Below are 23,762 nucleotides of genomic sequence, written 5' to 3'. Positions count from 1 at the left end.
TGTCCTCATCCTGTCCGTGTTGCTCTACCGCCGCGTGCACCGACAAACTTCATCGGATCCACGTAGGCCGCGTTACTCCGCCCTGCCGGTGGCAGGGTGGTTCGCCGCCCTCGGAGAGGGCGGGTTCACGCGGGGCTTCCCCAGAGTATTCAGCCCGGCGGGCGGGAGAGCCACTCCGGGAGGTCAACCCGTGGTCATCACACCCCACCCGCCCCGGGAAGGGCGATCACGGTGTGACCGGACCACTGCGCGGGGATCGGGAGCGCGTCCACCACCAGGGCCCGCAGATCCTCCAGCTCGGCGGGGTCCACCCGGCCGACGCCGTCGCGTTCGGCGAACAGGTGGGTGACCCATTCGTCGGCGAGTGTCCCGGTCAGGTCGGCGCCCGGCTCGGCCAGCACCATGGACGCCCCGACGCCGCCGGCGGCGATCACCTCCAGCAGCGCGAAGGGATGGTCCACCGCGCCCGTCCGGAAGGTGCGGGATTCGAAGGTCAGCTCCGATTCGCCGCGAATCCGGTCCACCAGGGCCGCCACCGCGTCGTAGCCCAGGGCGGCCCGCCCGGGGGCGGCGAAGGCGGTGTCGTCGCCGCGCAGGGCGCGGGTGCGGTGCGCGTAGGTGACTGGCCGCGCGGATTCGGCGGCGATCTCGGCGGCCACGCCCGGATCGTCGAGGGCCAGCCAGTCGAGGCCGGAGACCGCCATGGGTGTCCCCGTGGTGAGACCGACCTTCATATCCAGTCCGGCCGGGGGCAGCCGGTCGAGGGAGGCCAGCGGCACCGCGGCGGCACCGGCCTTGAGCACCGCCCAGGTGGCCACGGCCAGGTCGACACCGCGGTCCAGACGCAGGCCCACGCCCGTGCCCGGTCCGCAGCCGCGCCCGATGAGGACGCGGGCCAGCCGGGAGGAGCGGGCGTCGAGGTCCTGGTAGGTGACGGATTCGTCGCCGCGGACCAGGGCCGGGCCGTCCGGATCGTCCTCGACCGTGACCGACAGCGACTGCGGCAGCGCGGCGCCGTGGGCGGTGGTGGTGACCATCGGCACGGGGGTGGGCGCGGCCTGCACGCGGGAACGCTCGGCCGAGTCCAGCAGATCGATATCGCCGACCGGCATGTGCGAGTCGGCGGCCACCGCGGCCAGCAGCCGCAGCAGTCGTGCGCCCAGCGCCTCGATGGTCGACTCGTCGAAAAGGTCGGTGGCATAGGAGAACACGACGGCCAGATCGCCGGGGGTCCCGTCGGCGGCGGGCGGGTGCGCCTCGACGCCGATCTGGAGATCGAACTTGGCGGCGGTCAGGTCGGCGTCCACGCCGGAGACGGTCAGCCCCGGTAGTTCGAGTTCGGCGACCTCGTTGTTCTGCAGAGCCAGCACCACTTGCAGCAGCGGGCCCGCGCCGGGCGCGACCGCCTCCACCACCCGCTCATAGGGCAGGTCCGCGTGCGCGAAGGCCGACAGGTCGGTTTCGCGAGCCGCGGCGACCAGGTCGTCGAAGGAGGCGGCGGGGTCCACGGCGGTGCGCAGGGTGAGGGTGTTGACGAACATGCCGACCAGGCCGTCGAGCACCCGTTCGCCACGGCCCGCGACGGCGGTGCCGACCACGATGTCCGAGCTGCCCGACTGCCTGGCCAGCAGTACGGCGAGGGCCGCGTGCATGACCATGAACAGCGACGCGTTGTGGCGGCGCGCGATCCGGTGCAGTTCGGCGTGGATCTCGGCGGGCACCACGTAGTCGACCAGCGCGCCGCGCATGGACGGCGTGGCCGGGCGGGGCCGGTCCAGCGCCAGCGGCGGCCGCACCGGCAGGTCCGCGAGCTGTTCGCGCCAGTACGCCAATTGCGCTGCCGCGACGGAGTTCTCGTCGGTGTCGACGCCGATCATGGCGCGCTGCCAGAGCGCGAAGTCGGCGTACTGCACCGGGAGCGGGGCCCAGCCGGGGGTCTCGCCCTCGGCGCGGGACAGGTAGGCGGTCATCAGGTCGCGGGCCAGCGGGGCGAAGGAAGCGCCGTCGGCCGCGATGTGGTGGGCGACCAGGATCAGCAGGTAGTCGTCGGGCGCGTCACCGGCGAGCAGCCGCAGCCGCACCGGAACCTGTTGCGCCACATCGAATCCGGTACCGACCAGCTGGTGCACGCACGCGCCGATATCGCCGGTGCGCTGCAGTTCGAGGCCGCCCGGTAGCGCCTCGGTGAGCGAGAGCACCTCCTGGTACGGCGCGCCGCCGGGCTCGGATTCCGGGTAGCGGGTGCGCAGGATCTCGTGCCGGGTCAGCACGTCCTCCGCGGCGAGGGTCAGCGCCGTGACGTCGAGCGCGCCGGTGAGCCGGATGACCATGGGGATGTTGTAGGCCGCCGACTCCGGGTCGAGCTGATTGAGCACCCACATGCGCTGCTGCGCCAGCGACAGCGGAACGCGGGCGGGCCGCTCCCCCGCCACCAGCGCGGGCCGGGTGCCCGCCGCCGCGCCCGGAACGATCCGGGCGGCCAGGCCGGAAACCGTTGGGGTCTCGAAGAGTTCGCGCACGGTGACGGTGCCCTCGAGGGCCTCGTTGACGCGGGAGACCGCCCGGGTGGCGATGAGCGAGTTGCCGCCGAGTTCGAAGAAGTCGTCGTCCGCGCCGACTCCCTCCACGCCGAGCAGGTCCGCGAAGACGCCCGCCACGATCTCTTCGATCGGGGTCGAGGGCGCGCGGAATCGGCGGGGCTGGATCAGCGGGGCGGGCAGCGCGCGGCGGTCCAGCTTGCCGGAGGCGTTGAGCGGGAAGGATTCCATCACGGCGACCGCGGACGGCACCATGTAGGCCGGAAGTTGCTGCGCGACAGCCGTTTTGACCTCGGTCGGATCGACGCTGACGCCGGGTTCGCGAACCACGTAGCCGATCAGCTGGTCGCCGGTGACGGCGTCGGACCGCACCACCACGACCGACTGCGCGACACCCGGCTGTGCCAGCAGCGCGGCCTCGATCTCGCCGAGTTCGATGCGCAGGCCGCGCAGTTTCACCTGGAAGTCGGTGCGGCCCAGGTATTCGACCTCGCCTTCAGCGGTCCACTTGACCAGGTCGCCGGTGCGGTACATGCGCTCGCCGTGGCCGAAGGGGTCGGCCACGAAGCGGTCGGCGGTCAGGTCCGGGCGGGCCACGTAGCCGATGGCCAGCTGGTCACCGGCCAGGTACAGCTCGCCCGCGACGCCGGGCGCCACCGGTCGCAAGCGCGAATCCAGCACGTAGAGGCGGGTATTGAAGACCGGCCGCCCGATCGGCACCGAGACCGTGTCGGCGTCGGTCACCTCGTGATAGGTGACGTCGACCGCGGCCTCGGTCGGGCCGTACAGGTTGTGCAGCCGCGCGCCGGTGAGTTCCCGCAGCCGCTGCGCGGTGGGCGCGGGCAGCGCCTCGCCGGAGGCGAACACCTGCCGCAGCGCGGTCCCCGCGAAGCTGCCCTCACCCAGGGTGGACAGGAACATGGCGAGCATGGACGGCACGAAATGCGCCGTGGTGACGCCTTGTTCGGCGATCACCTCGGCCAGGTACATCGGGTCCCGGTGCCCGTCGGGCCGGGCGACGACCAGGCGCGCGCCGGTCTGCAACGGCCAGAAGAACTCCCACACCGACACGTCGAAGGTCGCCGGGGTCTTCTGCAGCACCACGTCGGTGTAGGTCAGCCGGTATTCCGCCTGCATCCAGACCAGGCGGTTGACGATCGCCGCGTGGCTCACCGCCACGCCCTTGGGCCGCCCGGTCGAGCCGGAGGTGAAGATGACGTAGGCGGGGTGCGCGGGCCGCAGGGGTCGCACCCGGTCGAGCTCGCCGATCGGTTCGGCCGAGCGGTGCCGCGCCCGTTCCTCGGCGTCCTCCACCAGCACGGTGGAAATGCCGTCCCCGCCGTCGAATCCGTCGGCGCGGGTGGTGAGCACCAGGCGCGGGCGGGCGGTGTCGAGGATGTGGGCGATGCGGTCGTGCGGCTGTTCGGGGTCCAGCGGCACGTAGGCCGCGCCCGCCTCGACGATGGCGTACATGGCCACCACGAGTTCGGTGGAGCGCCGGATGGCCAGGGCGACCAGGGTTTCCGGTCCGACGCCGTACTCGTCGACCAGTTCGCGGGCGAGGCGGCGGGCGCGCCGGGCGAGTTCGCGGTAGGTGAGGCGTTCGTGCTCGAACACGAGCGCCACGGCGTCGGGGGTACTCGCGACCTGCGCCTCGAACATCGAGACCAGGGTCGGCGCACTGCCGCGCGGCAGGCCCACGGCCGCGACCACGTCGCAGTCGGTGGCGTTCCAGTCGGTGAGGACCCGGCGCTGTTCCTGCTCCGACAGCAGAGCGAGGTCGCCGACCGGGCCGGTGGGGTCGCCGCCGACCAGTTCGAGCACGCGGGCGAACCGGCGCGCGAAGGAGGCGACGGTGCCCTCGTCGAAAAGGTCGAGCGCGTAGGAGAATTCGGCCACCATGCCGGTGCCGTCGCCGTGCTCGTCGACCCGTTCCTGCACGGTCAGTTGCAGATCGAATTTGGCGAATGGCACCTCGAGATCCGCGCCGGAGACGGTCAGGCCGGGCAGGCGCAGGTCGGCGGGCGCCAGGTTCTGGAACGACAGCATGACCTGGAACAGCGGGTTGCGGGCCTGCGAGCGGGCCGGTTCGAGCAGGTCCACCAGTCGTTCGAAGGGCACGTCGGCATTGCCGAAGGCGCGCAGGTCGGATTCGCGGACCCGGCCCAGGAGTTCGGTGAAGCCGAGCGCGGGGTCGACGTCGGTGCGCAGCACCAGGGTGTTGACGAACATGCCGATGAGGTCGTCGAGTTCGGCGTCGCCGCGGCCCGCGACCGGGGTGCCCACGGCGATGTCGCGGGTGCCGGAGAGCCGGGCCAGCAGCACCGCGAGCGCCGCGTGCACGACCATGAAGGTGGTGCCGTTGTGGGCGCGGGCCAGTCGCCGCACGCCCGCGTACACGTCGTCGGCCAGTTCGAAGCGGAAGGTGCCGCCGCGGTAGGACGCGATCGGCGGGCGCGGGCGGTCCGCGGGCAGCACCAGCTCGTCGGGCAGTTCGGCGAGGGTGTCGCGCCAGAACGCGATCTGCCGTGCGATGGCCGAGGTCTCGTCGTCCTCGCTGCCGAGCGCGGCCCGCTGCCAGAGTGTGTAGTCGGCGTACTGGACCGGCAGCGGCTGCCACCGCGGCGCGTCGCCGGAGCCGCGGGAGACGTAGGCGGTCACCAGGTCCCGTACCAGCGGTCCCATGGAGAACCCGTCGGCGGCGATGTGGTGGACCACGCAGACCAGGACGTGTTCGTCCGGTCCCAGCCGCAGGACGCGTAGTCGCAGGGGCGGTTCGGCGGTGACGTCGAAGCCGGTGCCGCCGAGTTCCATGACCCGTGGGGTCAGGTCGGCGAGGTCGATGTCGTCGATCGGAAGTGCCGGGATCGCACGGGAATCGGTGAGGGGCAGCACCTGCTGGTAGCCCTCGCCGTCGACCTCCGGGTAGATGGTGCGCAGCACCTCGTGCCGTTCCACCAGGTCCCGGGCCGCGGCGCGCATGGCGTCCAGGTCGAGTGCGCCGGACAGCCGGACCGCGAGCGGGACATTGTCGACCGCGCTGGCGGGGTCGAACCGGTTGAGGAACCACATGCGCTGCTGTGCGTAGGACAGCGGGACCCGGTCCGGGCGCGGCCCGGCGACCAGTGCGGGCGCGGCGTTCCCGGTGGTGAATTCGTCCTCGACCAGCCGGGCCAGCGCGGACACGGTGGAGGCGTCGAAGAGCACCCGCACCGGCACCCGCGTGTCGAGCGCGTTCCCGATGCGGGCCACGGCCTGCGCGGCCAGCAGCGAATTGCCGCCGAGTTCGAAGAAGTCGTCGTCGGCGCCGACCCGCACCAGGTCCGCGCCGGGCGGGGTGAGCAGACCCGAGAAGATCTCGGCGACGGCCTGTTCCGCGGGCGTGGCCGGGGCCCGGAAGGCGCGGGCGGCGAAGACCGGTGCGGGCAGGCGGGCGCGGTCGACCTTGCCGACCGGGGTCAGCGGGATCTCGTCGAGGGCGACGATGGCCGCGGGAACCATGTAGGCGGGCAGCGACTCTCCCGCGAAGGCCGTCAGGGCGGCGACGTCCACAGTCGCGCCGGGGGTGGGGAGCACGTAGGTGACGAGGGCGGCGGCGCCGGTCGGCAGGGTGGTGCCGAGGGTGACGGCGAAGTCGACGTCCGGATGCGCGGTCACCGCGCTGTCGATCTCCCCGAGTTCGATGCGCAGACCGCGGATCTTGACCTGGAAGTCGGTGCGGCCGTGGTGTTCGAACGTCCCGTCCTCGCGGCGGCGGACCAGGTCGCCGGTGCGGTAGAGCCGCTGCCCGGGTTCGCCGTAGGGGCTCGCGACGAAGCGTTCCGAGGTCAGCCCGGGCCGGTTCAGGTAGCCCATGGCGAGCGCCTGCCCCGCCAGATACAGTTCGCCGATCACGCCGGGCGGCACCGGCCGCAGGCCCGCGTCCAGCACGTACGCGCCGATGCCGGGGAGCAGCGAACCGATGTGGGTGCCGCCGCCGGGCTGTAGCGCGTCGGTGGCGGTGGCGATGGCGGTGACCTCGCTCGGGCCGTATTCGATGAAGAACTCGCGGTCGGGGGTGACCCACCGGTCGACCAGCGCGGACGGCACCCGCTCACCACCGCACATGACGGCCTGCAGGTCCTGCGGCACCGCCGGATCCAGCGATTCCAGCACGGCCGGGGTGATGCAGAGGTGGGTGATGCGTTCGCGGCGTAGCAGTTCGGTCAGTTCCGGGCCGCCGAACACGTGCGGCGGCACCACCACCAGGGTCGCGCCCGCGCTGAACGCCCACAGCAGTTCGACGATGGAGAAGTCGAAGCTGGGGGTGATGAGCTGGGTGAGCCGCGAATCCTCGGTGATGCCACGGGTTTCCCGGCGGGCGGCCAGCACGGCCAGGCCGGCGTGGTCGATGGCCACGCCCTTGGGCTTGCCGGTGGATCCGGAGGTGTAGATGACGTAGGCCAGGTGCTGTTCGGTCAGCGACCGGGTGCGGTCGGCGTAGGAGATGGGGTGCGAGGGCCGGGCGGCGATGCGTTCGGCGCGGGCCGGATCGTCGAGTTCGACCCAGTAGGCGGCGGTTCCGAGACCGCGGCGGTGGGCGGCCACGGTGACGCCGAATTTCGCGCCGGAGTCGGTGAGCATGTGCTCGATCCGGTCGGCCGGGTAGGTCGGGTCCACCGGCAGGTAGGCCGCACCGGTCTTCACGATGGCCCACACCGCGAGCACCGATTCCACCGAGCGCGCGATGGCCATGGCCACCACGTCGCCGGGACCCACGCCCAGCGCGATCAGTTCGCGGGCGACCTGCGAGGACCGCTCGTCGAGTTCGCGGTAGGTGAGCTCGACCAGGTCGGCCGGATCTCCGGTGGGGTTGAAACTGACGGCGACGGCGGTGGCGGAGGATTCGACCGCGGCGGTGAGCAATTGGCCGAAGAATGGGCTGCCGGACCTGCGTCGTCGACTACCACGGGCTGCTCTGCGGGCAGTTTCCATACAGTTGTTCACCTCACAGATACAGCAATCCACACACGTCGAAGGTCTTCGACCAGCCCGAGCCGACAGTGCCTACCGGCCGGGCGAACGCGCACAGCATATCCGCGCACGGCTGGTCCGACCGCTCGAACTGGAAGGACTATCGATGGCAGCGACACGGCGTTGCATGATGTGATCTGCGCCATAGTCATTCGCGATGGCTACCAACGGCGGCGGCGGGAGGTGAATTCCGCCGGCGCCGACGCGGTCCGGGGGGGACCGCTCTGCACGAGGGCTACCGCGACGCAAACGCGGCAGCGTCGTCTCCGCTACTCCGGCGGCACCGTCCCATTGGCCGGCAGCACCGCCACGGTGGCGGTCTGCGCCCACGGCTCGGCGGCCGCGGTGGGGGCGTCGAGCACGACGGCCCGAAGATCCTCGAGCGGAGCCGGATCCAGCTCGCCGAGGCGATCGGCCTCGGCGAAGACGTGGGTGACCCACTCGTCGGCGAGCGCGTCCGACAGTTCCGCGCCGGGCTCGGCGGGCACCAGCACCACCGACGCCCCGACCGCTCCGGCCGCGACCGCTTCGATCATGGCCAGCGCGGAATCCGCGGCGCCGTGATGGAAGGTGCGCGATTCGAAGGTGAGGTCCAGACCGCGGGTGCGGTCCACGGCGGCGGCGAGCTCGTCGTAGGTGAGCGTCCCGTCCGCCGACGTGCGGGCCCGGTCGTCACCGCGCAGCGCGCGAATCCGGTTGGCGTAGGTGACCGGTCGCGCCGATTCGGCCGCGACCTCGGCCGCGGTCTCCGGATCGTCGAGCACCACCCAGTCGATGCCGCGCACGCCCTCGGGCGCGCGGCCGACGGTGATGCCGACCTTCACATCCTGGCCGGGCGTCTCGGCGGCGGCGAACGGCACCATCATGGTGCCCGCCTTGAGCACCGCCCAGATGGCGACCACCTGGTCGACGCCGCGGTCCAGGCGCAGCACCACTCCGGTGCCGGGTCCGCTGCCGCGGGCGATGAGCACCCGGGCCAGCCGCGAGGAGCGGGCGTCGAGTTCGGAGTAGGTGAGCACCTCGTCGCCCCACACCAGGGCGGGGCCGTCCGGGTCGTCCTCCGCGGCGGTGGTGAGCAGCTGGGACAGTGCGGCACCGCGCACGCCGAGCCCGGCAGGTTCCGGCGCGGACTGCGACATCGCCTGCACGGCAACCGATTCCGCGGAGTCGAGCAGTTCGATGTCGCCGACCGGCAGCTGCGGGTCGGCGGCGACGGCGGTGAGCGTCCGTTCCAGCGCCCGCCCGAACGACGCCATCGAGAATTCCTCGAACAGATCGGTGTCGTAGTTGAGGATGACGGCCAGTTCACCGGTCGCGCCGTCCACGCCGGGGCGCGGTTCGACGCTGATCTGCAGATCGAATTTGGCGGTGGCCAGGGCGGTGTCGACGGCGGCCACGGTCAGCGCTCCGCCTCCCCGCGCTGCCGGCAGTTCCAGCACCGGGGTTTCGGTGTTCTGCAGCGAAAGCACCACCTGCAGCAGCGGATTCGCGGTGGTGCGGGCGGTGAGCTCGGAGACCCGTTCGAACGGGATGTCCGCGTGCGCGAACGCCGACAGGTCGGTCTCGCGGGCCCGCTCGACCAGCTCGTCGAACGACGCGGCCGGATCCACCTGGGTCCGCAACGTCAGCGTGTTGACGAACATGCCGACCAGATCGTCGAGCGCGCGTTCGCCGCGGCCCGCGACGGCGGTGCCGAGCACCACGTCGGTGCTGCCCGACAGCCGCGACAGCCAGGCCGCCACCGCCGCGTGCACCACCATGAACAGTGACGCGTTGTGCTGGCGCGCCAGGCGATTCAGGCCCGTGTGCACCTGCGGCGACAGCGTGAAGTCGAGCAGCGCGCCGCGCATGGACGCCACCGCCGGGCGCGGCCGGTCCAGCGGCAGCATCGGGCGGTCCGGCAGTCCGGCCAGCTGGTCGCGCCAGAACGCGATCTGCGCGGCGGCCGCCGAATCGGCGTCGTCCTCGAGGCCGAGCGCGGCCCGCTGCCACACCGCGTAGTCCGCGTACTGGACCGCGAGCGGCTGCCAGGCCGGGGCCTCGCCCGCGGCGTGCGCGAGGTACGCGGTCATCAGGTCGCGGGCCAGCGGCGCCATGGACGCGCCGTCGGCGGCGATGTGGTGAGCCACCAGGACCAGCAGGTAGTCGTCCGGGTCGTCGCCGGTGATGAGCCGGACCCGCACCGGAACCCGCTGCGCCACATCGAATCCGGTGCCGACCAGCGCGCCGATCCGGCCGCCGATATCGCTGGCCCGCTCCACCTCGAGACCGTGCGGCAGCACGTCGGCGACCGAGAGGATCTCCTGGAAGGCGGGCCCGCCCGGCGTGGTCTCCGGGTAGCGGGTGCGCAGCACCTCATGGCGGGTGAGCACGTCCTCGACGGCGTGGCGCAGGGCGGGCACGTCGAGCGCGCCGGTGAGCCGGATGACCATCGGGATGTTGTAGACGGGGGAATCCGGGTCGAGCTGGTTGAGCACCCACATGCGCTGCTGCGCCAGCGACAGCGGAACGCGGGCGGGCCGCTCCCCCGCCACCAGCGCCGGCCGCGCCCCGGTGCCCGCACCCGGCACGATGCGCGCGGCGAGCCCGGAAACCGTTGCGGTCTCGAAGATCTCGCGCACCGCGACGGTGGTGTCGAGGGCGGCGTTGATCCGCGCCACCGCCCGGGTCGCGATGAGCGAGTTGCCGCCCAGTTCGAAGAAGTCGTCGTCCGCGCCGACCCGGTCGGCGCCGAGCAGCTCGCCGAACACCCCGGCCACGATCTCCTCGATCGGGGTCGACGGGGCGCGGAAGCTCTTGGCCTCGAACACCGGTGCCGGGAGCGCCTTGCGATCCAGCTTGCCGGAGGCGTTGAGTGGGAACTCGTCGAGCACGACGATCGCGCTGGGCACCATGTACGCCGGAAGCGACCGGGCCAGACCGGCTTTCAGCTCCTCGGGGGTGGTGTCGGCGGCGACGGCGTAGCCGACCAGCTGGTCGCCGGTGTGCGCGTCGGCGCGCACCACGACCACCGACTGCGCGACGCCCGGTTGTGCCAGCAGCGCGGCCTCGATCTCGCCCAGTTCGATGCGCAGACCGCGCAGCTTCACCTGGAAGTCGGTGCGGCCCAGGTACTCCAGCTCGCCCTCGGCGGTCCACTTCACCAGATCGCCGGTGCGGTAGAGGCGTTCGCCGGCGCCGAACGGGTCGGCGACGAAGCGGTCCGCGGTCAGGTCCGGGCGTTCGACGTAGCCGCGCGCCAGCTGCACACCCGCCAGGTACAGTTCGCCCGCGACCCCGGCCGGGACCGGGTTGAGGCGGGAATCCAGCACGTAGACACGGGTATTGAAGACAGGACGCCCGATCGGCATCGACACCGTGTCGGCGTCGACGGCCTCGTGATAGGTGACGTCGACGGCGGCTTCGGTCGGGCCGTACAGGTTGTGCAGGCGGGCGCCGGTCAGCTCGCGCAGCTGTCGCGCGGTCGGCGCGGGCAGCGCCTCACCGGAAGCGAACACCTGCCGCAGGCTGTGTCCAATGTGCCCCTCCGCTTCGCTCCGGGGCGGGTTCGCGGCGCTGGAGGTCTCGTTCTTCCCTCCCTCCGCTCCTCCAAGGCGCAGGTCTATAGGAGCCGTTCGCTCCCCCGCTCCACTCAGTCCAGAACGCGCGCTCCGCCTCCCCGCGCTTGCGCCGCGAACCAGTGCGCCGGTCTCGCCCAGGGCCGAGACGAACATCGACAGCATGGACGGCACGAAATGCGCGGTCGTGATGCGCTGTTCGGCGATGATCTGCGCCAGGTACACCGGATCGCGGTGGCCGTCCGGCTTGGCGACCACCAGGCGCGCACCGGTCTGCAAGGGCCAGAAGAACTCCCACACCGACACGTCGAAGGTGGCCGGAGTCTTCTGCAGCACAGCGTCGTCGGCGGTCAGCGCGTATTCGTGCTGCATCCACACCAGGCGGTTGACGATGGCGCGGTGCTCGACGGCGACGCCCTTGGGGCGGCCGGTCGAGCCGGAGGTGAAGATGACGTAGGCGGCGTGCTCGGGGCGCAGCGGTCGGACGCGCTCGGCCTGGGTGATCGGCGCGCCGCCGAGGGCCCGCGCGGACGCCTCGGCCCGTTCGACCGACAGGGTGGCGACATCCCTTGCCCCGGCCTCGAATTCGTCCGCTTCCGCGATGAGCAGCAGTCGAGGCCGCGCGGTGTCGAGGATGTGGCCGATGCGGTCGGCGGGCTGGTCGGGGTCCAGCGGCACGTAGGCCGCACCGGCCTGCAGCACCGCGTACATGGCCACGACCAGCTCGGTCGACCGGCGCAGGGCCAGGGCCACCAGCGATTCCGGCCCGACACCTTCGGCGATCAGCAGTCGCGCCAGGCGGTTGGAGCGTTCCGCGAGCTCACGGTAGGTCAGCGTCTCATCCGCGAAGACCAGTGCGACGGCGTCCGGGGTCGCCGCCGCCTGGGCGTCGAACCGCGAAACCAGGGTCGCCGCAGCGCCTTCGGGCAGCGTGGCCGCCACGTCGAAGCCGGTGGCGTTCCAGTCGGTCAGCACCCGCTGCCGTTCCCCGGCGGAGAACAGCGCCAGATCGCCGACCGGCGCGGCCGGGTCGGCGGTCAACGCGGCCAGCACCCGCTGGAAGCGGGCGGCCAGTTCGGCGACCGTGGCGGCGTCGAAAAGGTCCATGGCGTAGGAGAACTCGGCGGCCATGCCGGTGGCGTGGCCCCGCTCGTCGAGCGATTCCTGCAGGGTGAGCTGCAGATCGAACTTGGCGAACGGGATCTCCAGGTCCGCGCCCGCCACCGTGAGGCCGGGCAGTTCCAGCCGGGTGGGGGCCATGTTCTGGAAGGTCAGCATGACCTGGAACAGCGGGTTGCGGGCCTGCGAGCGGGCCGGGTCCAGCAGTTCCACCAGGCGCTCGAACGGCACGTCGGCGTGACCGAAGGCGCGCACGTCGTTCTCGCGCACCGCCGCCACCAGCTCGGTGAAGGAGGCGGCGGGGTCGATGTCGCTGCGCAGCACCAGCGTGTTGACGAACATGCCGATCAGGTCGTCGAGTTCGGCCTCGCCGCGCCCGGCCACCGGGGTGCCGATGGCGATGTCGCGGGTGCCGGAGAGCCGGGCCAGCAGCACCGCGAGCGCGGTGTGCACCACCATGAACAGCGTGGTGTTGTGGGTTTCGGCGAATCGGCGTGCGGCCGCGTAGATCTCGTCGTCGAACCGGAAGTTGTGGTTGCCGCCGCGGTAGGAGGCGACGGCGGGCCGCGGCCGATCCCAGGGCAGCACCAGTTCGTCGGGCAGGTCGGCGAGGTTCTCGCGCCAGTAGGCGATCTGGCGGGCCAGCGGCGAGTCCGGGTCGTCCTCGCTGCCCAGCGATTCCCGCTGCCACACCGCGTAATCGGCGTACTGCACGGGGAGCGGGGCCCACTGCGGAGCGGCCCCGTTCATGCGCTGCGCGTACGCGGTGACCAGGTCCCGGGCCAGCACGCCGATCGAGACGCCGTCGGCGGCGATGTGATAGATCGCGGCGACCAGCACGTGCTCGTCGGGCGCGAGGCGCAGCAGGCGCAGGCGCAGCGGCGGCGCGGCGGTGACATCGAAGCCCGCGCCGACCACTTCGGCGACCCGGTCGGCGATCTCGGCGGCATCGATCTCGGTGACCGGCAGTTCGGGCAGGGCCCGCGGATCGGTGGCGGGCAGCACCTGCTGGAAGCCCTCGCCGTCGACCTCGGGGTAGATGGTGCGCAGCACCTCGTGGCGGGCGACCAGGTCCGCGGCGGCGGCGCGCATGGCGTCCACGTCGAGGGCGCCGGTGAGCCGCACCGCGAGGGGCATGTTGTCGACCGCGCTGTTCGGGTCGAAGCGGTTGAGGAACCACATGCGCTGCTGCGCGAAGGAAAGCGGCACCCGGTTCGGGCGGGGCAGCGAGCCGAGCACGGGCCCGGTGGCGGCCGGGGCCGTCTCGCCCTCGAGACGGCGGGCCAGTTCGGCCACGGTGGAGCCGTCGAACAGCACGTGCACCGGCACCCGCACGCCGAGGGCGGTGCCGATGCGGGCGGCGGCCTGGGCGGCGAGCAGCGAGTTGCCGCCGAGTTCGAAGAAGTCGTCGTCCGCACCGACCCGGGCGTCCGGATTGTCGGGAATCAGCAAGGCGGCGAACACGTCCGCGATGACTTCCTCGGCCCGGGTCGACGGAGCGCGGAACTCGCGGGCCGCGAACACCGGCTCCGGCAGGGCATTCCGGTCCAGCTTGCCGACCGGGGTCAGCGGGATCTCGGCCAGCACCACGATGGCCGTGGGCACCATGTACGCGGGCAGCGACTCGCCGACGTGCGCGGCCAACGCCGCGGTATCCACGGTCACGCCCGGGCGGGGCAGCACGTACGAGACCAGGGCGGTCGCGCCCGACGGCAGCGCCCGGCCCAGGGTCGCGGCGAAATCCACGTCCGGGTGCGCGCTCAGGGCATTGTCGATCTCGCCCAATTCGATCCGCAGACCGCGGATCTTGACCTGGAAGTCGGAGCGGCCCAGATACTCGATGACGCCCGGCTGCTCGGATTCGGCCGGATTGCGGCGCACCAGGTCACCGGTGCGGTACAGCCGCGAACCCGGGGATCCGGCGGCCTCGCCGAACGGGCTCACCACGAAACGCTCGGCGGTCAGACCGGGGCGGCCCTGGTATCCCTGCGCCAGTGCGGGTCCCGACAGGTACAGCTCGCCGACCACGCCGTCCGGCACCGGCCGCAGCCGCGAATCCAGCACGTACGCACCGACACCCGCGATGGCGGCGCCGATGGTGATGGGCTCGCCCGGCAGCAGCGGGGCGCTGGAGGTGGCGAGAATGGTCGCCTCGGTGGGGCCGTAGCCGTTGAAGAAGGAGCGCTCATCGGTCGCCCAGCGCGACACCAGTTCCGGGCCGAACTTGTCGCCGGCCACCACGACGGTGGTCAGCTCGCTGAGCCCGGCCGGATCCACCGATTCCAGCGCGCCGGGCGTGATGAACACGTGGGTGACGCTCTCGCGGTCCAGCAGCTCGGCCAGTTCCACACCGCCGAAGACACCGGCGGGCGCGATGACGAGGGTCGCACCCGCGGTGAAGGTCAGCAGCAGTTCCAGCACCGAGACGTCGAAGCTGGGAGAACAGACGTGCAGCACCCGCGAATCCGCGGAGACCGCGTAGTGCTCACGTTCGGCGGCCACCAGCCCGGCCAGGCCGGTGTGGGTGACCACCACGCCCTTGGGCTTGCCGGTGGAACCGGAGGTGTAGATGACGTACGCGGGGTGCTGCTCGGTGAGCGTGCCCACCCGGTCGGCGTAGGAGATCGGGTGGTCCGGGTGCGCGGCGATGCGCTGCTGCTGTGCCGGATCGTCGAGTTCGATCCAGGTGGCGGCGTCGCCCAGCCCCGCGCGGTACTCCCGGGTGGTCAGGCCCAGCACCGCGCCGGAGTCGGTGAGCAGGTGTTCGATGCGGTCGGCCGGGTACGCGGGGTCGACCGGCACGTAGGCCGCGCCGGTCTTGGCGATGGCCCAGACCGCCAGCACGGATTCGATCGAGCGGGTGATGCCGATGGCGACCATATCGCCGGGGCCGACGCCGCGGGCGATCAGTTCCCGGGCCAGCTGCGAGGAGCGCGCGTCCAGCTCGCGGTAGCTGATCTCGCGCTGATCGGCCGGATCCCCGGTCGGGTTGAAGCGGATGGCGATGGCGTCACCGGCGGATTCGACCGCCGCGGTGAGCAACTGCCCGAAGAGTGGGCTGCCGGACCGACGCCGACGAGTACCGCGTGCTGTACGGCGGGCAGTATCCATACGCGTGCATTCACCTCTCGGGTTGGTCTTTTCCGCAGCCGAAGACACTCGGCGGACCCACCAAAACTGACGTCTGTTCCCGGGACGTCAAAAGGTCAGCGGACGGAAACAATCATATCGATGCTCGCGAAGTGCCCCGAGCAGCCATGCATGATGAATATCGCTGACCAGCGAGAAGTGTTGCTGTGAGGTGACTTGCGCCACAGACCCCTAGAGCCAGCCGCGGCGTGTCGCCTGCACTCCGGCCTGGAAACGGGTGCTGGCGCCCAGCCGTTCGAGCAGACTCGCGGTGCGGCGCACCACCGTTCGGCGCGACAGGCCCAGCCGGCGCGCGATGGTGTCGTCGGTCGCGCCCATGCTCATCAGGGTGAGGATGGCCTTGTCCCGATCGTCGAGCGCCTCGGACGGGTTCACCGAGATCGGCGTGGCGGTCAGCCACAGCGCGTCGAAGGTCTTGACCAGCAGGTCCAGGGTCGGCGACGGGCCGACGCGGACACCCATGGGGTCGCCGCGACGCTCGTCGGTGTGCAGCACCAGCACCGCGCGCCGATCGTCGGCGACGATCAGCTTCATCGGCGGGTCGGCGAGCGTACGCGCCTGCGCGCCAACGGCGTTGGTGGCCAGCACGTGGCGCAGCCGTTCCGGATCCTGGTAGATGGTCTCCTGGTACAGGGTCCGGTAGTCGATGCCGGCGGCGATGCGCGAGGTCTTGAGCTCGAACATCCGCTCCTCGGTCTCCACATCGGAGAGGAACGGCCCGCGTTCGACCACCTTCACGGTGGTATGCGCGGTGTGCTGCAGGTCCTCGAAGTCGGCCAGCAGCTGGCGGCGCTCGTAGACGGCCACCACCGCGCCGTCGGCGTCGGTGGTGCGGCGCACCGAGCGGAAGGTCTCCCCCAGGCGCGCGGCGGCCGACTGCATGCGCAGCATGTCCTGATTACGGCGGCGAGTCTCGGCCTCCGACAAGGCTTCCGGGGCATGCGCGTCGAAACGCACCACGCCCTTCCCGTCGGTGAGCCGGACCACGGCCTCGAGCTGGCACAGCGCCTCCAGCGCGGTCTCGGCCACGCGGGGCGGCACGGTCAGCCGCTCGGCCACCTCGAGCGCCGTCGAACGCGGGTGCTGAACCAGCACCGCGTAGGAACGGCCGTGCACGGAGGCAGGGTCGAAGAGTTCGTCCAGTGTCGTCACCGCACCCACCGGCAGACGCCGGTCCGGAAAACGCCCGGTCATCGCGGGGGCCGGTGAACGATCTACTGGTCCGGTCCCCACTGCTGCTGCATGAGAACGCCCTTGCTGGCTAGCCATGGCAGCGGATCCATCTTGTTGTCGGCGGCATCCCAGATCTCCAGGTGTAGGTGGGGACCGGTGGAGTTACCGCGGTTTCCCACGGAGGCGATCACATCGCCGGTGTTCACCCGCTGGCCCACATTGACGTACATGTCGTTGACGTGTCCATAGACCGCGGTGGTGCCGTCGTCCTGCTTGACGCGCACCCAGAGGCCGAAGCCCGAGGCCGGGCCGGCATCGATGACCGTGCCGCCCATCACCGAGTGGATGGGGGTACCGATCGGGTCGGCGAAGTCGATGCCGTAATGCATTGCGCCCCAGCGCATGCCGAAGCCGGAGGAGAGCTGGCCGTCGACCGGCTTCACCACGCCCGGACCCGGATTGAGCTGCTGCTGGAGGGACTTCAGAGTCTGTTCGGCCTGCGCCAGCGGGGCGGAGATCTCCGGCGGCAGGTTCTGCAGGCCGAAGGGGGCCGGGTTCGGCGCGGGGGCCGCGACCGGGGCCGCGGGGGCGGGCTCGGCGATGGGGGCCGCCACGTCCTTGGCCTGCTTCAGCTCGGCGGTCGCCGCGACGGGGGCGACGTCCTCCGCGATGGTGGCGGCCTTCTCGTCGTGCGTGGGGAGCAGCGGAGCGGCGTGCGCGAGAGCGGGGACCAGCTGCGATCCGGTGCCGATGAGCGCGCCGGCCGCGACCGCGAAACTGGCGGCGGTCTTGACCTTGTCGGTGGCGGCGGGCTCGGCCCGGTGCCGCCTGCGCGAGGTGACGCCAGTGCGGACAGCACCGGAATCACCAAGCAAATCCATGACTGATACGGAGTTCGCGGTCGTTCGGTGATGCGGCACTGCAAGTCCTAGCGCTCGGAGGGTCCGGTAACGATTCGGCATCGCTGTGATGGAAACAGTACTCGCTTGTGACCATTTCGCAACCTTCTGTGCGATAACGCCAGCTCGAGCACTCGAACCCTTGATCACAAACCGTAACCGAAAAGGCACAATGGTGAGATGGTTCTCGACGAGTTGCGTACGCCGATCGTCCTGGCACCCATGGCCGGGGGGCCGTCCACCCCGGAACTGGCCGCCGCCGTGACCGACGCGGGCGGGCTGGGCTTCGTTGCCGCCGGATATCTGCCCGCGAGTGAGCTGGCCGCGCGGATCGCCGCGACGCGGGCGCTCACCGCCGGCGCGTTCGGGGTGAATCTCTTCTATCCCTCCGAACCGAGCCCGACCGATCGGTTCGACACATATGTGAGCGGCCTGGCCGCCGAGTTCCCCGTCGGCGAGCCCCGCTACGACAGCGACGACTGGGACGCCAAGCTCGACCTGCTCACCGCCGACCCCGTCCCCGTGGTGTCGACCACCTTCGGCTGCCCGTCCGCCGCGGAGATCGCGCGCCTGCACGCGGCCGGGATCGAGGTCTGGGTGACGGTCACGACCGTCGCCGAGGCGCGCGAGGCGGTGGCCGCGGGCGCGGACGTGCTGATCGCGCAGGGCGCCGAGGCGGGCGGGCACCGCGGCGTGTTCGTCGACGATCCCGCCGACGACCTCACCGACCCTCTGGGCCTGCTGACCCTGCTGCAACTGCTGCGCGACGCCGTGGACGCCCCGATCGTGGCGGCGGGCGGCATCGCGACCGGCGCGGGCGTGGCCGCCGCGCTCTCGGCGGGCGCGGCCGCCGCGCAGCTGGGCACCGCGTTCCTGCGCTGCCCCGAGGCGGGAACCGCACCGGTGGTGCGCGCGGCGATCGTCGCCGACACCCCGACCATGCTGACCCGCGCCTTCACCGGCCGCCGGGCGCGCGGGCTGCGGAATCGATTCCTGGTGGAGCATCAGGACGCTCCGGTCGCCTACCCCGAGATCCATTACGCCACCGGGCCTTTGCGGGCGGCGGCGCGGGCCGAGGGCAATGCCGACGCGGTGAACCTCTGGGCAGGTCAGGCGCATGCACTGGCGCCGGAGCTACCGGCGGGCGAGCTGGTCCGAACCCTGACCGCGGACGCGAAAAAGGCTCTGGAGCGGGCACTTTCGTCGCGAATCCAGACTTATTGACAACGGATTCCATCTACAATCGGCTGACACCTTCCGCCATCCCATGAGGAGAGCGTTATGTCACTCGACGTACCCACCGCACTACTCGAGCGCGCCGAACGCGGTGAAGTCAGCGACGCAGAGTTCGTCGAATGCGTCCGTAACTCGCTGCCCTACGCCTACGAGGTCGTCAGCCGGGTAGCCGACGATCTGCGTTCCGGCACGGCGGAATACGCCGACAACACCATCGCGCCGCCGGACGAGACGGCCCGCGGCCAGCTGCTGCGGGCCATGGCCTCCGACGCCATTCGCGGCGGCCTGGAACGCCATTTCGGCATCAAGCTCGCCTTCCAGAACTGCCACCGGGTCGCGGCCTTCCCGCTCGCCTCGGTCGGCGGCGACACCTACTCCACCTTCATCTCCACCCGGGCCCAGCTGCTCAACCAGAGCCCGGAACTGCGCAACTGCTGAGCGCCCCATTCGGATTCGGCGCGACCGCGACCCGGTCGCGCCGTTTCCGCGCTACCCCCGCGCCCGGAACCGGCGCACCTCCAGCACCGTCACCCAGATCGATCCCGCGAACGGCGCGACGAAGATCAGATACGCGATCAATGTCTCCAGCCAGCCGTCGAACCCTTCGGAGAACGTCACCGCCAGCACGCCGACGCTCATGATCCCGAAGAACAGCACCCCCACCCCCAGCACCGCCCACCACACCGGCTGCCACGGCCGAATCCCCTCCCGCCGCATCGGCTTCGCCACCGCACCGCCATAACCTCCGGCATACGGCGACGCGAACCCCATCGCCCCGATCATCGGCTGAGCCACCGAACCCATGCCCGGCTGCCCCGTCGCACCCGCCGCGATCCCGCCCGGCAGCGGCGCAGCGCCCGAACCCATCACGCCCGGCAGCGGCGCAGCGCCCGAACCCATGACACCCTGCGGTGGCGTTGCGTCAGAGCTCATCCCGGGCGGCATGCCACCACCTACGCCCGTGCCGGTCGGCGGAAGTGCCCCGCCCGCAGCGATTCGACCGGGCGGCGGAGTCGTACCCGAACCGATCCGGCTCGGCGGAGGTGCCGCACCGGCGTTCATCCGACTCGGCGGAGGTGTTGCGCCCGAAGGGGTTCTGGTCTGCGGTGACGGTCCGGCCGCCGAGCGGCCATAGGATGCCGGGCGCGGCCCAGAGCCTGGTGTCGAGTCAGGGCCTGGCGCTGAGCCGGGTCCCGAACCCTGGCCTGGGCTCGACCCGAGGTTCGCCGGTCTCGGGGGCGGCGTGTAGGGCGCGTACCGGGACGCGGGGGTGGGAGTGTGGCCCGGGAAGTCGTTCGCGCCATCCCATTTCGCGGTGGGTTCGGCCCGGCGGTGCGGGGCCTGGCGCGGGGCCGGGGTGGATTCCAGCGCGGTGCGGGCGGCGGCGGCCAGCGCGCCCGCGGAGGGGAAACGGTGGGCGGGGTCCTTGGCCATGCCGCGCGCGATGACGGCGTCGAGGGCGGCCGGGACCTGGGGGTTGCGGTCGGCGGCGCGCGGCGGGTCGGTGGTGAGGTGGGCGGCCATCTGCTGGACCGGGTCGGTGTGGGCGAAAGGTTTCGCGGCGGTGAGGGTTTCGTACAGCAGGCAGGCCAGGGAGTAGACGTCGGAGCGCAGGTCCTCGGTGCCGGAGTAGCGTTCGGGGGCCATGTAGGCCCAGGTCCCCACGGCCACACCGGTGCCGGTGATGGTGGCCTGGCCGACGCCGCGGGCGATGCCGAAGTCGATGAGGTAGGCGAAGCCGTTGGGCAGGGTGAGCACGTTGGAGGGCTTCACATCCCGGTGCACCAGCCCGGCCTTGTGCGCGATGTCGAGGGCCTCGGCGACCTGCGCGACGAGTTCGACGGCCCGCTCGGGCGTCATCGCGCCGTCGGCGCGCAGGGTCTTGCCCAGGTCGGAGCCGTCGATCAGCTCCATATCGATGTAGAGCCGGCCGTCGAGTTCTCCGAAGGCGTGGATGGGCACCACGTGCGGCCCGCGTAGTCGGGCGGCCAGCCGGGCCTCGCGTTCGAAGCGCCGCCGGTAGTCCTCGTCGGCGGCGAGTTCCGCGGGGAGCAGTTTGAGGGCCACGTCCCGTTCCAGCCGGGTGTCCTCGGCCAGCCACACCTGCCCCATGCCGCCGCGACCGAGCAGCTCGACGAGCCGATAGTGGCCGAGATTGCCTGCCCCCGGCACCTGCCCTCCCTAGCTCGACCGCGTACTGCGATGCTCAGCATACGGCGCGGTCCGCCGGAAGGGCAGGCGCCGGATGCGCCTGCGGCTCAGACCTCCTGGAGTTTGCGCTTGAGCACCTTGCCGGTGGGGTTGCGCGGCAGTTCGGCGAGGAACACCACCTCGCGCGGCACCTTGTACCGGGCCAGGTTGTCCTTCACGAACTCCTTGACCTCGGGTTCGGTGCAGGATCGGCCGTCGTGGACGACCACGAAAGCCTTGAGCCGCGCACCGAATTGCTCGTCCGCGACGCCGATCACCGCCGCCTCCCGCACCGCCGGATGCGTGTAGAGCAGTTCCTCGACCTCGGCCGGGAAGACGTTCTCGCCGCCGGACACGATCATGTCGTCGTCGCGGCCGTCGATGAAAAGCCGTCCGGCGGCGTCGAAGTGGCCGACGTCCCCGGAGGACATGAGCCCGCGGATGACTTCCTTGTGGCCACCGCCGGTGTACCCCTCGAACTGGATGGTGTTGCCGACGAAGATGCGACCGGTCGCGCCGTTCGGCACCGCGCGGCCCCGCTCGTCGAGGATCTCCACTCGCGCCCCCAGCACCGGTTTGCCCACGCAGCCGGGCTCTTCCGCGAGATCGGCGGGCGTGGCGATGGTGGCGTAGGCGACCTCGGTGGACCCGTACAGGTTGTAGACGACCGGCCCGAACGCCGCCGTCACCTCCCGGCACAGTTGCGCGCCCAGCTGGGATCCGGCCACGAACACGATGCGCAGCGCGGACAGGTCGCGTCCGGTCAGCGCCTGCCCGCCCAGATCCACCATGCGCGACAACATGACCGGCACCACGATCAGCGTGGTGGCCCGGTGCCGGTCCATGGAGTCGATGACGGTCTGCGGGTCGAAGCGGCGGCGGATCACCAGCGTGGAGCCGAAGCCGAGGCTCAGCATGGCCATGGCGAAGCCGAGGGTGTGGAACATGGGGGCGCAGCATTCGGTCACCTCGTTCACCCGGAACGGGACCTTGGACAGCAGACCGCCCAGGGACAGCAGCGATTTCGGTTCCGCGCGGGGCGCGCCCTTGGGGGTGCCGGTGGTGCCGCTGGTGAGCAGGATGATCTTGGGTTCGGCCCCGGGCGCGGGCGGCGCGGCGGGCGATCCGGTGGCGATGAGGTGTTCGAGGCTGTCCTCGCGCGGCTCCTCGGTCCAGGCCCGATAGCTGCCGCGCTCGGGGTGCACCTCGCCGAGCAGGTCGGCGTACTCGTCGTCGTAGACGAGCAGGTCGGTGCCCTCGCGGGTGGCGACGTCGCGGATCTGCGGGGCCGCGAAATCGGTGTTGAGCAGGATGATCCGGGCCCCGCACTTGGCGGCGGCGAAGATGGCGTCGAGCAGGCCGCGGTGGTTACGCGCCAGCACGGCCACGCCCTCACGCGGTTTCAGTCCGCGTTCGCGCCAAGCGTTGGCGAGCCGGTTGGAGCGGTCCTCGAGTTCGGCGAAGGTGAGTTCGCCCAGTTCGTCGATGACGGCGACGCGACCGCCGTAGCGCGCCGCGGACAGCCGCAGCCCGGCGGCCAGGGTGCCGTAGCGCAGCATGGCGGTGGCGGCGGCCAGCAGCACGGCCGGGGATTCCAGTCGCGCCAACCCGGCTTCCATGGCCAGGCGCGCGGATTCGGCCTCCAGGTAGGCCCGCTCCCCCACCGACTTGATCAGCCCGAATGTCATGCCTGACCACCCTGTTTCGATTGCACCCCGGACCTCCTCGTCCACCCCTGCGGATTGCGGGCATCTGCCCTCAAACTAACCGTACGGGCCCGGGGCCGCGACCGGAACTGCCTATCATGGCGACCGTGACAGATCCGTTGTCGGCGAATCGGCGGAACTGGGATGCCCGCGCCGGCATCCACGCCGCCAGCCGTTTCTACCGTGATCACGATGCGAGCTACTGGTTCGCACCCTTCGAATGGAATGCCCTGGGGGATGTGGGCGGCCTGGACGTCGCCCATCTGCAATGCCATCTGGGCACGGAGACAATCGAATTCGCGCGCCGGGGCGCTCGCGCGGTGGGCCTGGACTTCTCGCCGGAGTCGGTCCGGCACGCGCGCGAATTGGCCGGGGATGCCGTCGAATACGTATGCGCCGACGTGTACGACGCGCGAGACGCCCTGGGCGAGAAGAGTTTCGACATCGTCTACACCGGCAAGGGCGCGCTCTGCTACCTGCCGGACCTGACCCGCTGGGCCCGGGTGGTCGCCGACCTGCTGCGGCCCGGTGGGCTGTTCTATCTGGTGGAATTCCATCCGCTGCTGCACGCGCTGGGACCCACGCCGCCGCCGGAGATCGATCCGAGTCAGCTCGTCCTGCACGACGACTATCTGGCCGGGCGCGGCGCGCAACGCCGCGACAGCGCGCACACCTACACCGACGGCCCGGACCTCACCTCCGACACCACCGCCTACGAATGGCGGCACGGTCTCGGCGAGGTGGTCACCGCGCTGCTCGACGCGGGCCTGCGCATCACCGGCCTGACCGAGACCGACACCCTGCCGTGGCCGCGCTGGCCGCAGATGGTGCCGACCGAGACCGGCTGGTGGCGGCTCCCGCCCGCGGATCCGATCGTCCCGGTGCTCTACGGATTGAGCGCGGTAAGAGATAGATAGCCGCAAGCTATTGACTGGCGATCCCTACGGCGAGACACTTGGATTCACACCGGAACACCAGGGCGAGCCATAGTGTCGGACGAGACGTCGGAAGACATGGGTGGCATGTTCGAGGAATCCGGCCAGGCCCCCGGCAAGCCAGTCGGATGGAGAGTAATCAGCGACGACTGATACTCCGAATTCGGTGGAGACTACCGGGGACTGATCTGTATATGGGGTAATTCGAGCCGTTCAGGCGCCTGTTTCGAGCCGCGTCCCGTGGGGA

General features: G+C 71.3%; 9 protein-coding genes. 3 read left to right on the top strand and 6 right to left on the bottom strand.

What is annotated here, in order from left to right:
- Positions 1-197 precede the first annotated feature (197 nt).
- From ACFV4K_RS15995 to ACFV4K_RS15980, 4 genes are all read right to left on the bottom strand, one after another.
- A complete protein-coding gene (locus ACFV4K_RS15995) occupies positions 198-7,511 on the bottom strand; it encodes an amino acid adenylation domain-containing protein (RefSeq protein WP_379275489.1) in 7,314 nt (2,437 codons plus the stop codon).
- A gap of 308 nt (positions 7,512-7,819) precedes the next feature.
- The gene (locus tag ACFV4K_RS15990) at positions 7,820-15,337 is read right to left on the bottom strand and encodes an amino acid adenylation domain-containing protein (protein ID WP_379275488.1); all 7,518 of its coding nucleotides are present in this window, start codon (positions 15,335-15,337) and stop codon (positions 7,820-7,822) included.
- A gap of 210 nt (positions 15,338-15,547) precedes the next feature.
- Complete coding sequence (locus tag ACFV4K_RS15985) at positions 15,548-16,528, bottom strand: LuxR C-terminal-related transcriptional regulator (RefSeq protein ID WP_379275486.1); 981 nt, start codon at positions 16,526-16,528, stop codon at positions 15,548-15,550.
- Between the two features lie 62 nt (positions 16,529-16,590).
- Complete coding sequence (locus tag ACFV4K_RS15980; protein WP_379275484.1) at positions 16,591-17,430, bottom strand: M23 family metallopeptidase; 840 nt, start codon at positions 17,428-17,430, stop codon at positions 16,591-16,593.
- Positions 17,431-17,628: 198 nt separating this feature from the next.
- On the opposite strand from ACFV4K_RS15980, the gene ACFV4K_RS15975 reads away from it, so the two are divergent.
- Complete coding sequence (locus ACFV4K_RS15975; protein WP_379275482.1) at positions 17,629-18,672, top strand: nitronate monooxygenase; 1,044 nt, start codon at positions 17,629-17,631, stop codon at positions 18,670-18,672.
- A gap of 57 nt (positions 18,673-18,729) precedes the next feature.
- The gene (locus tag ACFV4K_RS15970) at positions 18,730-19,122 is read left to right on the top strand and encodes an SCO5389 family protein (protein WP_357089215.1); all 393 of its coding nucleotides are present in this window, start codon (positions 18,730-18,732) and stop codon (positions 19,120-19,122) included.
- A gap of 51 nt (positions 19,123-19,173) precedes the next feature.
- On the opposite strand, the gene ACFV4K_RS15965 is transcribed toward ACFV4K_RS15970, so the two are convergent.
- Both ACFV4K_RS15965 and ACFV4K_RS15960 read right to left on the bottom strand, forming a co-directional pair.
- A complete protein-coding gene (locus ACFV4K_RS15965) occupies positions 19,174-20,856 on the bottom strand; it encodes a protein kinase (protein ID WP_379275480.1) in 1,683 nt (560 codons plus the stop codon).
- 86 nt (positions 20,857-20,942) lie between these two features.
- On the bottom strand, positions 20,943-22,562 hold the full coding sequence (locus ACFV4K_RS15960; protein ID WP_379275478.1) for an acyl-CoA synthetase: 1,620 nt from the start codon (positions 22,560-22,562) through the stop codon (positions 20,943-20,945).
- Positions 22,563-22,678: 116 nt separating this feature from the next.
- On the opposite strand from ACFV4K_RS15960, the gene ACFV4K_RS15955 reads away from it, so the two are divergent.
- Positions 22,679-23,497: a class I SAM-dependent methyltransferase gene (locus ACFV4K_RS15955; protein ID WP_379275476.1), complete on the top strand. Its 819-nt coding sequence runs from the start codon at positions 22,679-22,681 to the stop codon at positions 23,495-23,497.
- Positions 23,498-23,762 lie beyond the last annotated feature (265 nt).

The sequence above is a fragment of the Nocardia sp. NPDC059764 genome, assembly GCF_042732555.1.
In the GTDB taxonomy this organism is placed as follows: Bacteria; Actinomycetota; Actinomycetes; order Mycobacteriales; family Mycobacteriaceae; genus Nocardia.
This window is presented reverse-complemented; position numbering and strand designations above follow the sequence as displayed.

Bases quoted from the DNA above. Each gene is read 5' to 3' on its own strand.
- ACFV4K_RS15955 (WP_379275476.1), top strand. From the start codon at position 22,679: ATGGCGACCGTGACAGATCCGTTGTCGGCGAATCGGCGGAACTGGGAT.
- ACFV4K_RS15990 (WP_379275488.1), bottom strand. From the start codon at position 15,337: ATGGATACTGCCCGCCGTACAGCACGCGGTACTCGTCGGCGTCGGTCC.
- ACFV4K_RS15995 (WP_379275489.1), bottom strand. From the start codon at position 7,511: ATGGAAACTGCCCGCAGAGCAGCCCGTGGTAGTCGACGACGCAGGTCC.
- ACFV4K_RS15980 (WP_379275484.1), bottom strand. From the start codon at position 17,430: ATGGATTTGCTTGGTGATTCCGGTGCTGTCCGCACTGGCGTCACCTCG.
- ACFV4K_RS15960 (WP_379275478.1), bottom strand. From the start codon at position 22,562: ATGACATTCGGGCTGATCAAGTCGGTGGGGGAGCGGGCCTACCTGGAG.
- ACFV4K_RS15970 (WP_357089215.1), top strand. From the start codon at position 18,730: ATGTCACTCGACGTACCCACCGCACTACTCGAGCGCGCCGAACGCGGT.
- ACFV4K_RS15975 (WP_379275482.1), top strand. From the start codon at position 17,629: ATGGTTCTCGACGAGTTGCGTACGCCGATCGTCCTGGCACCCATGGCC.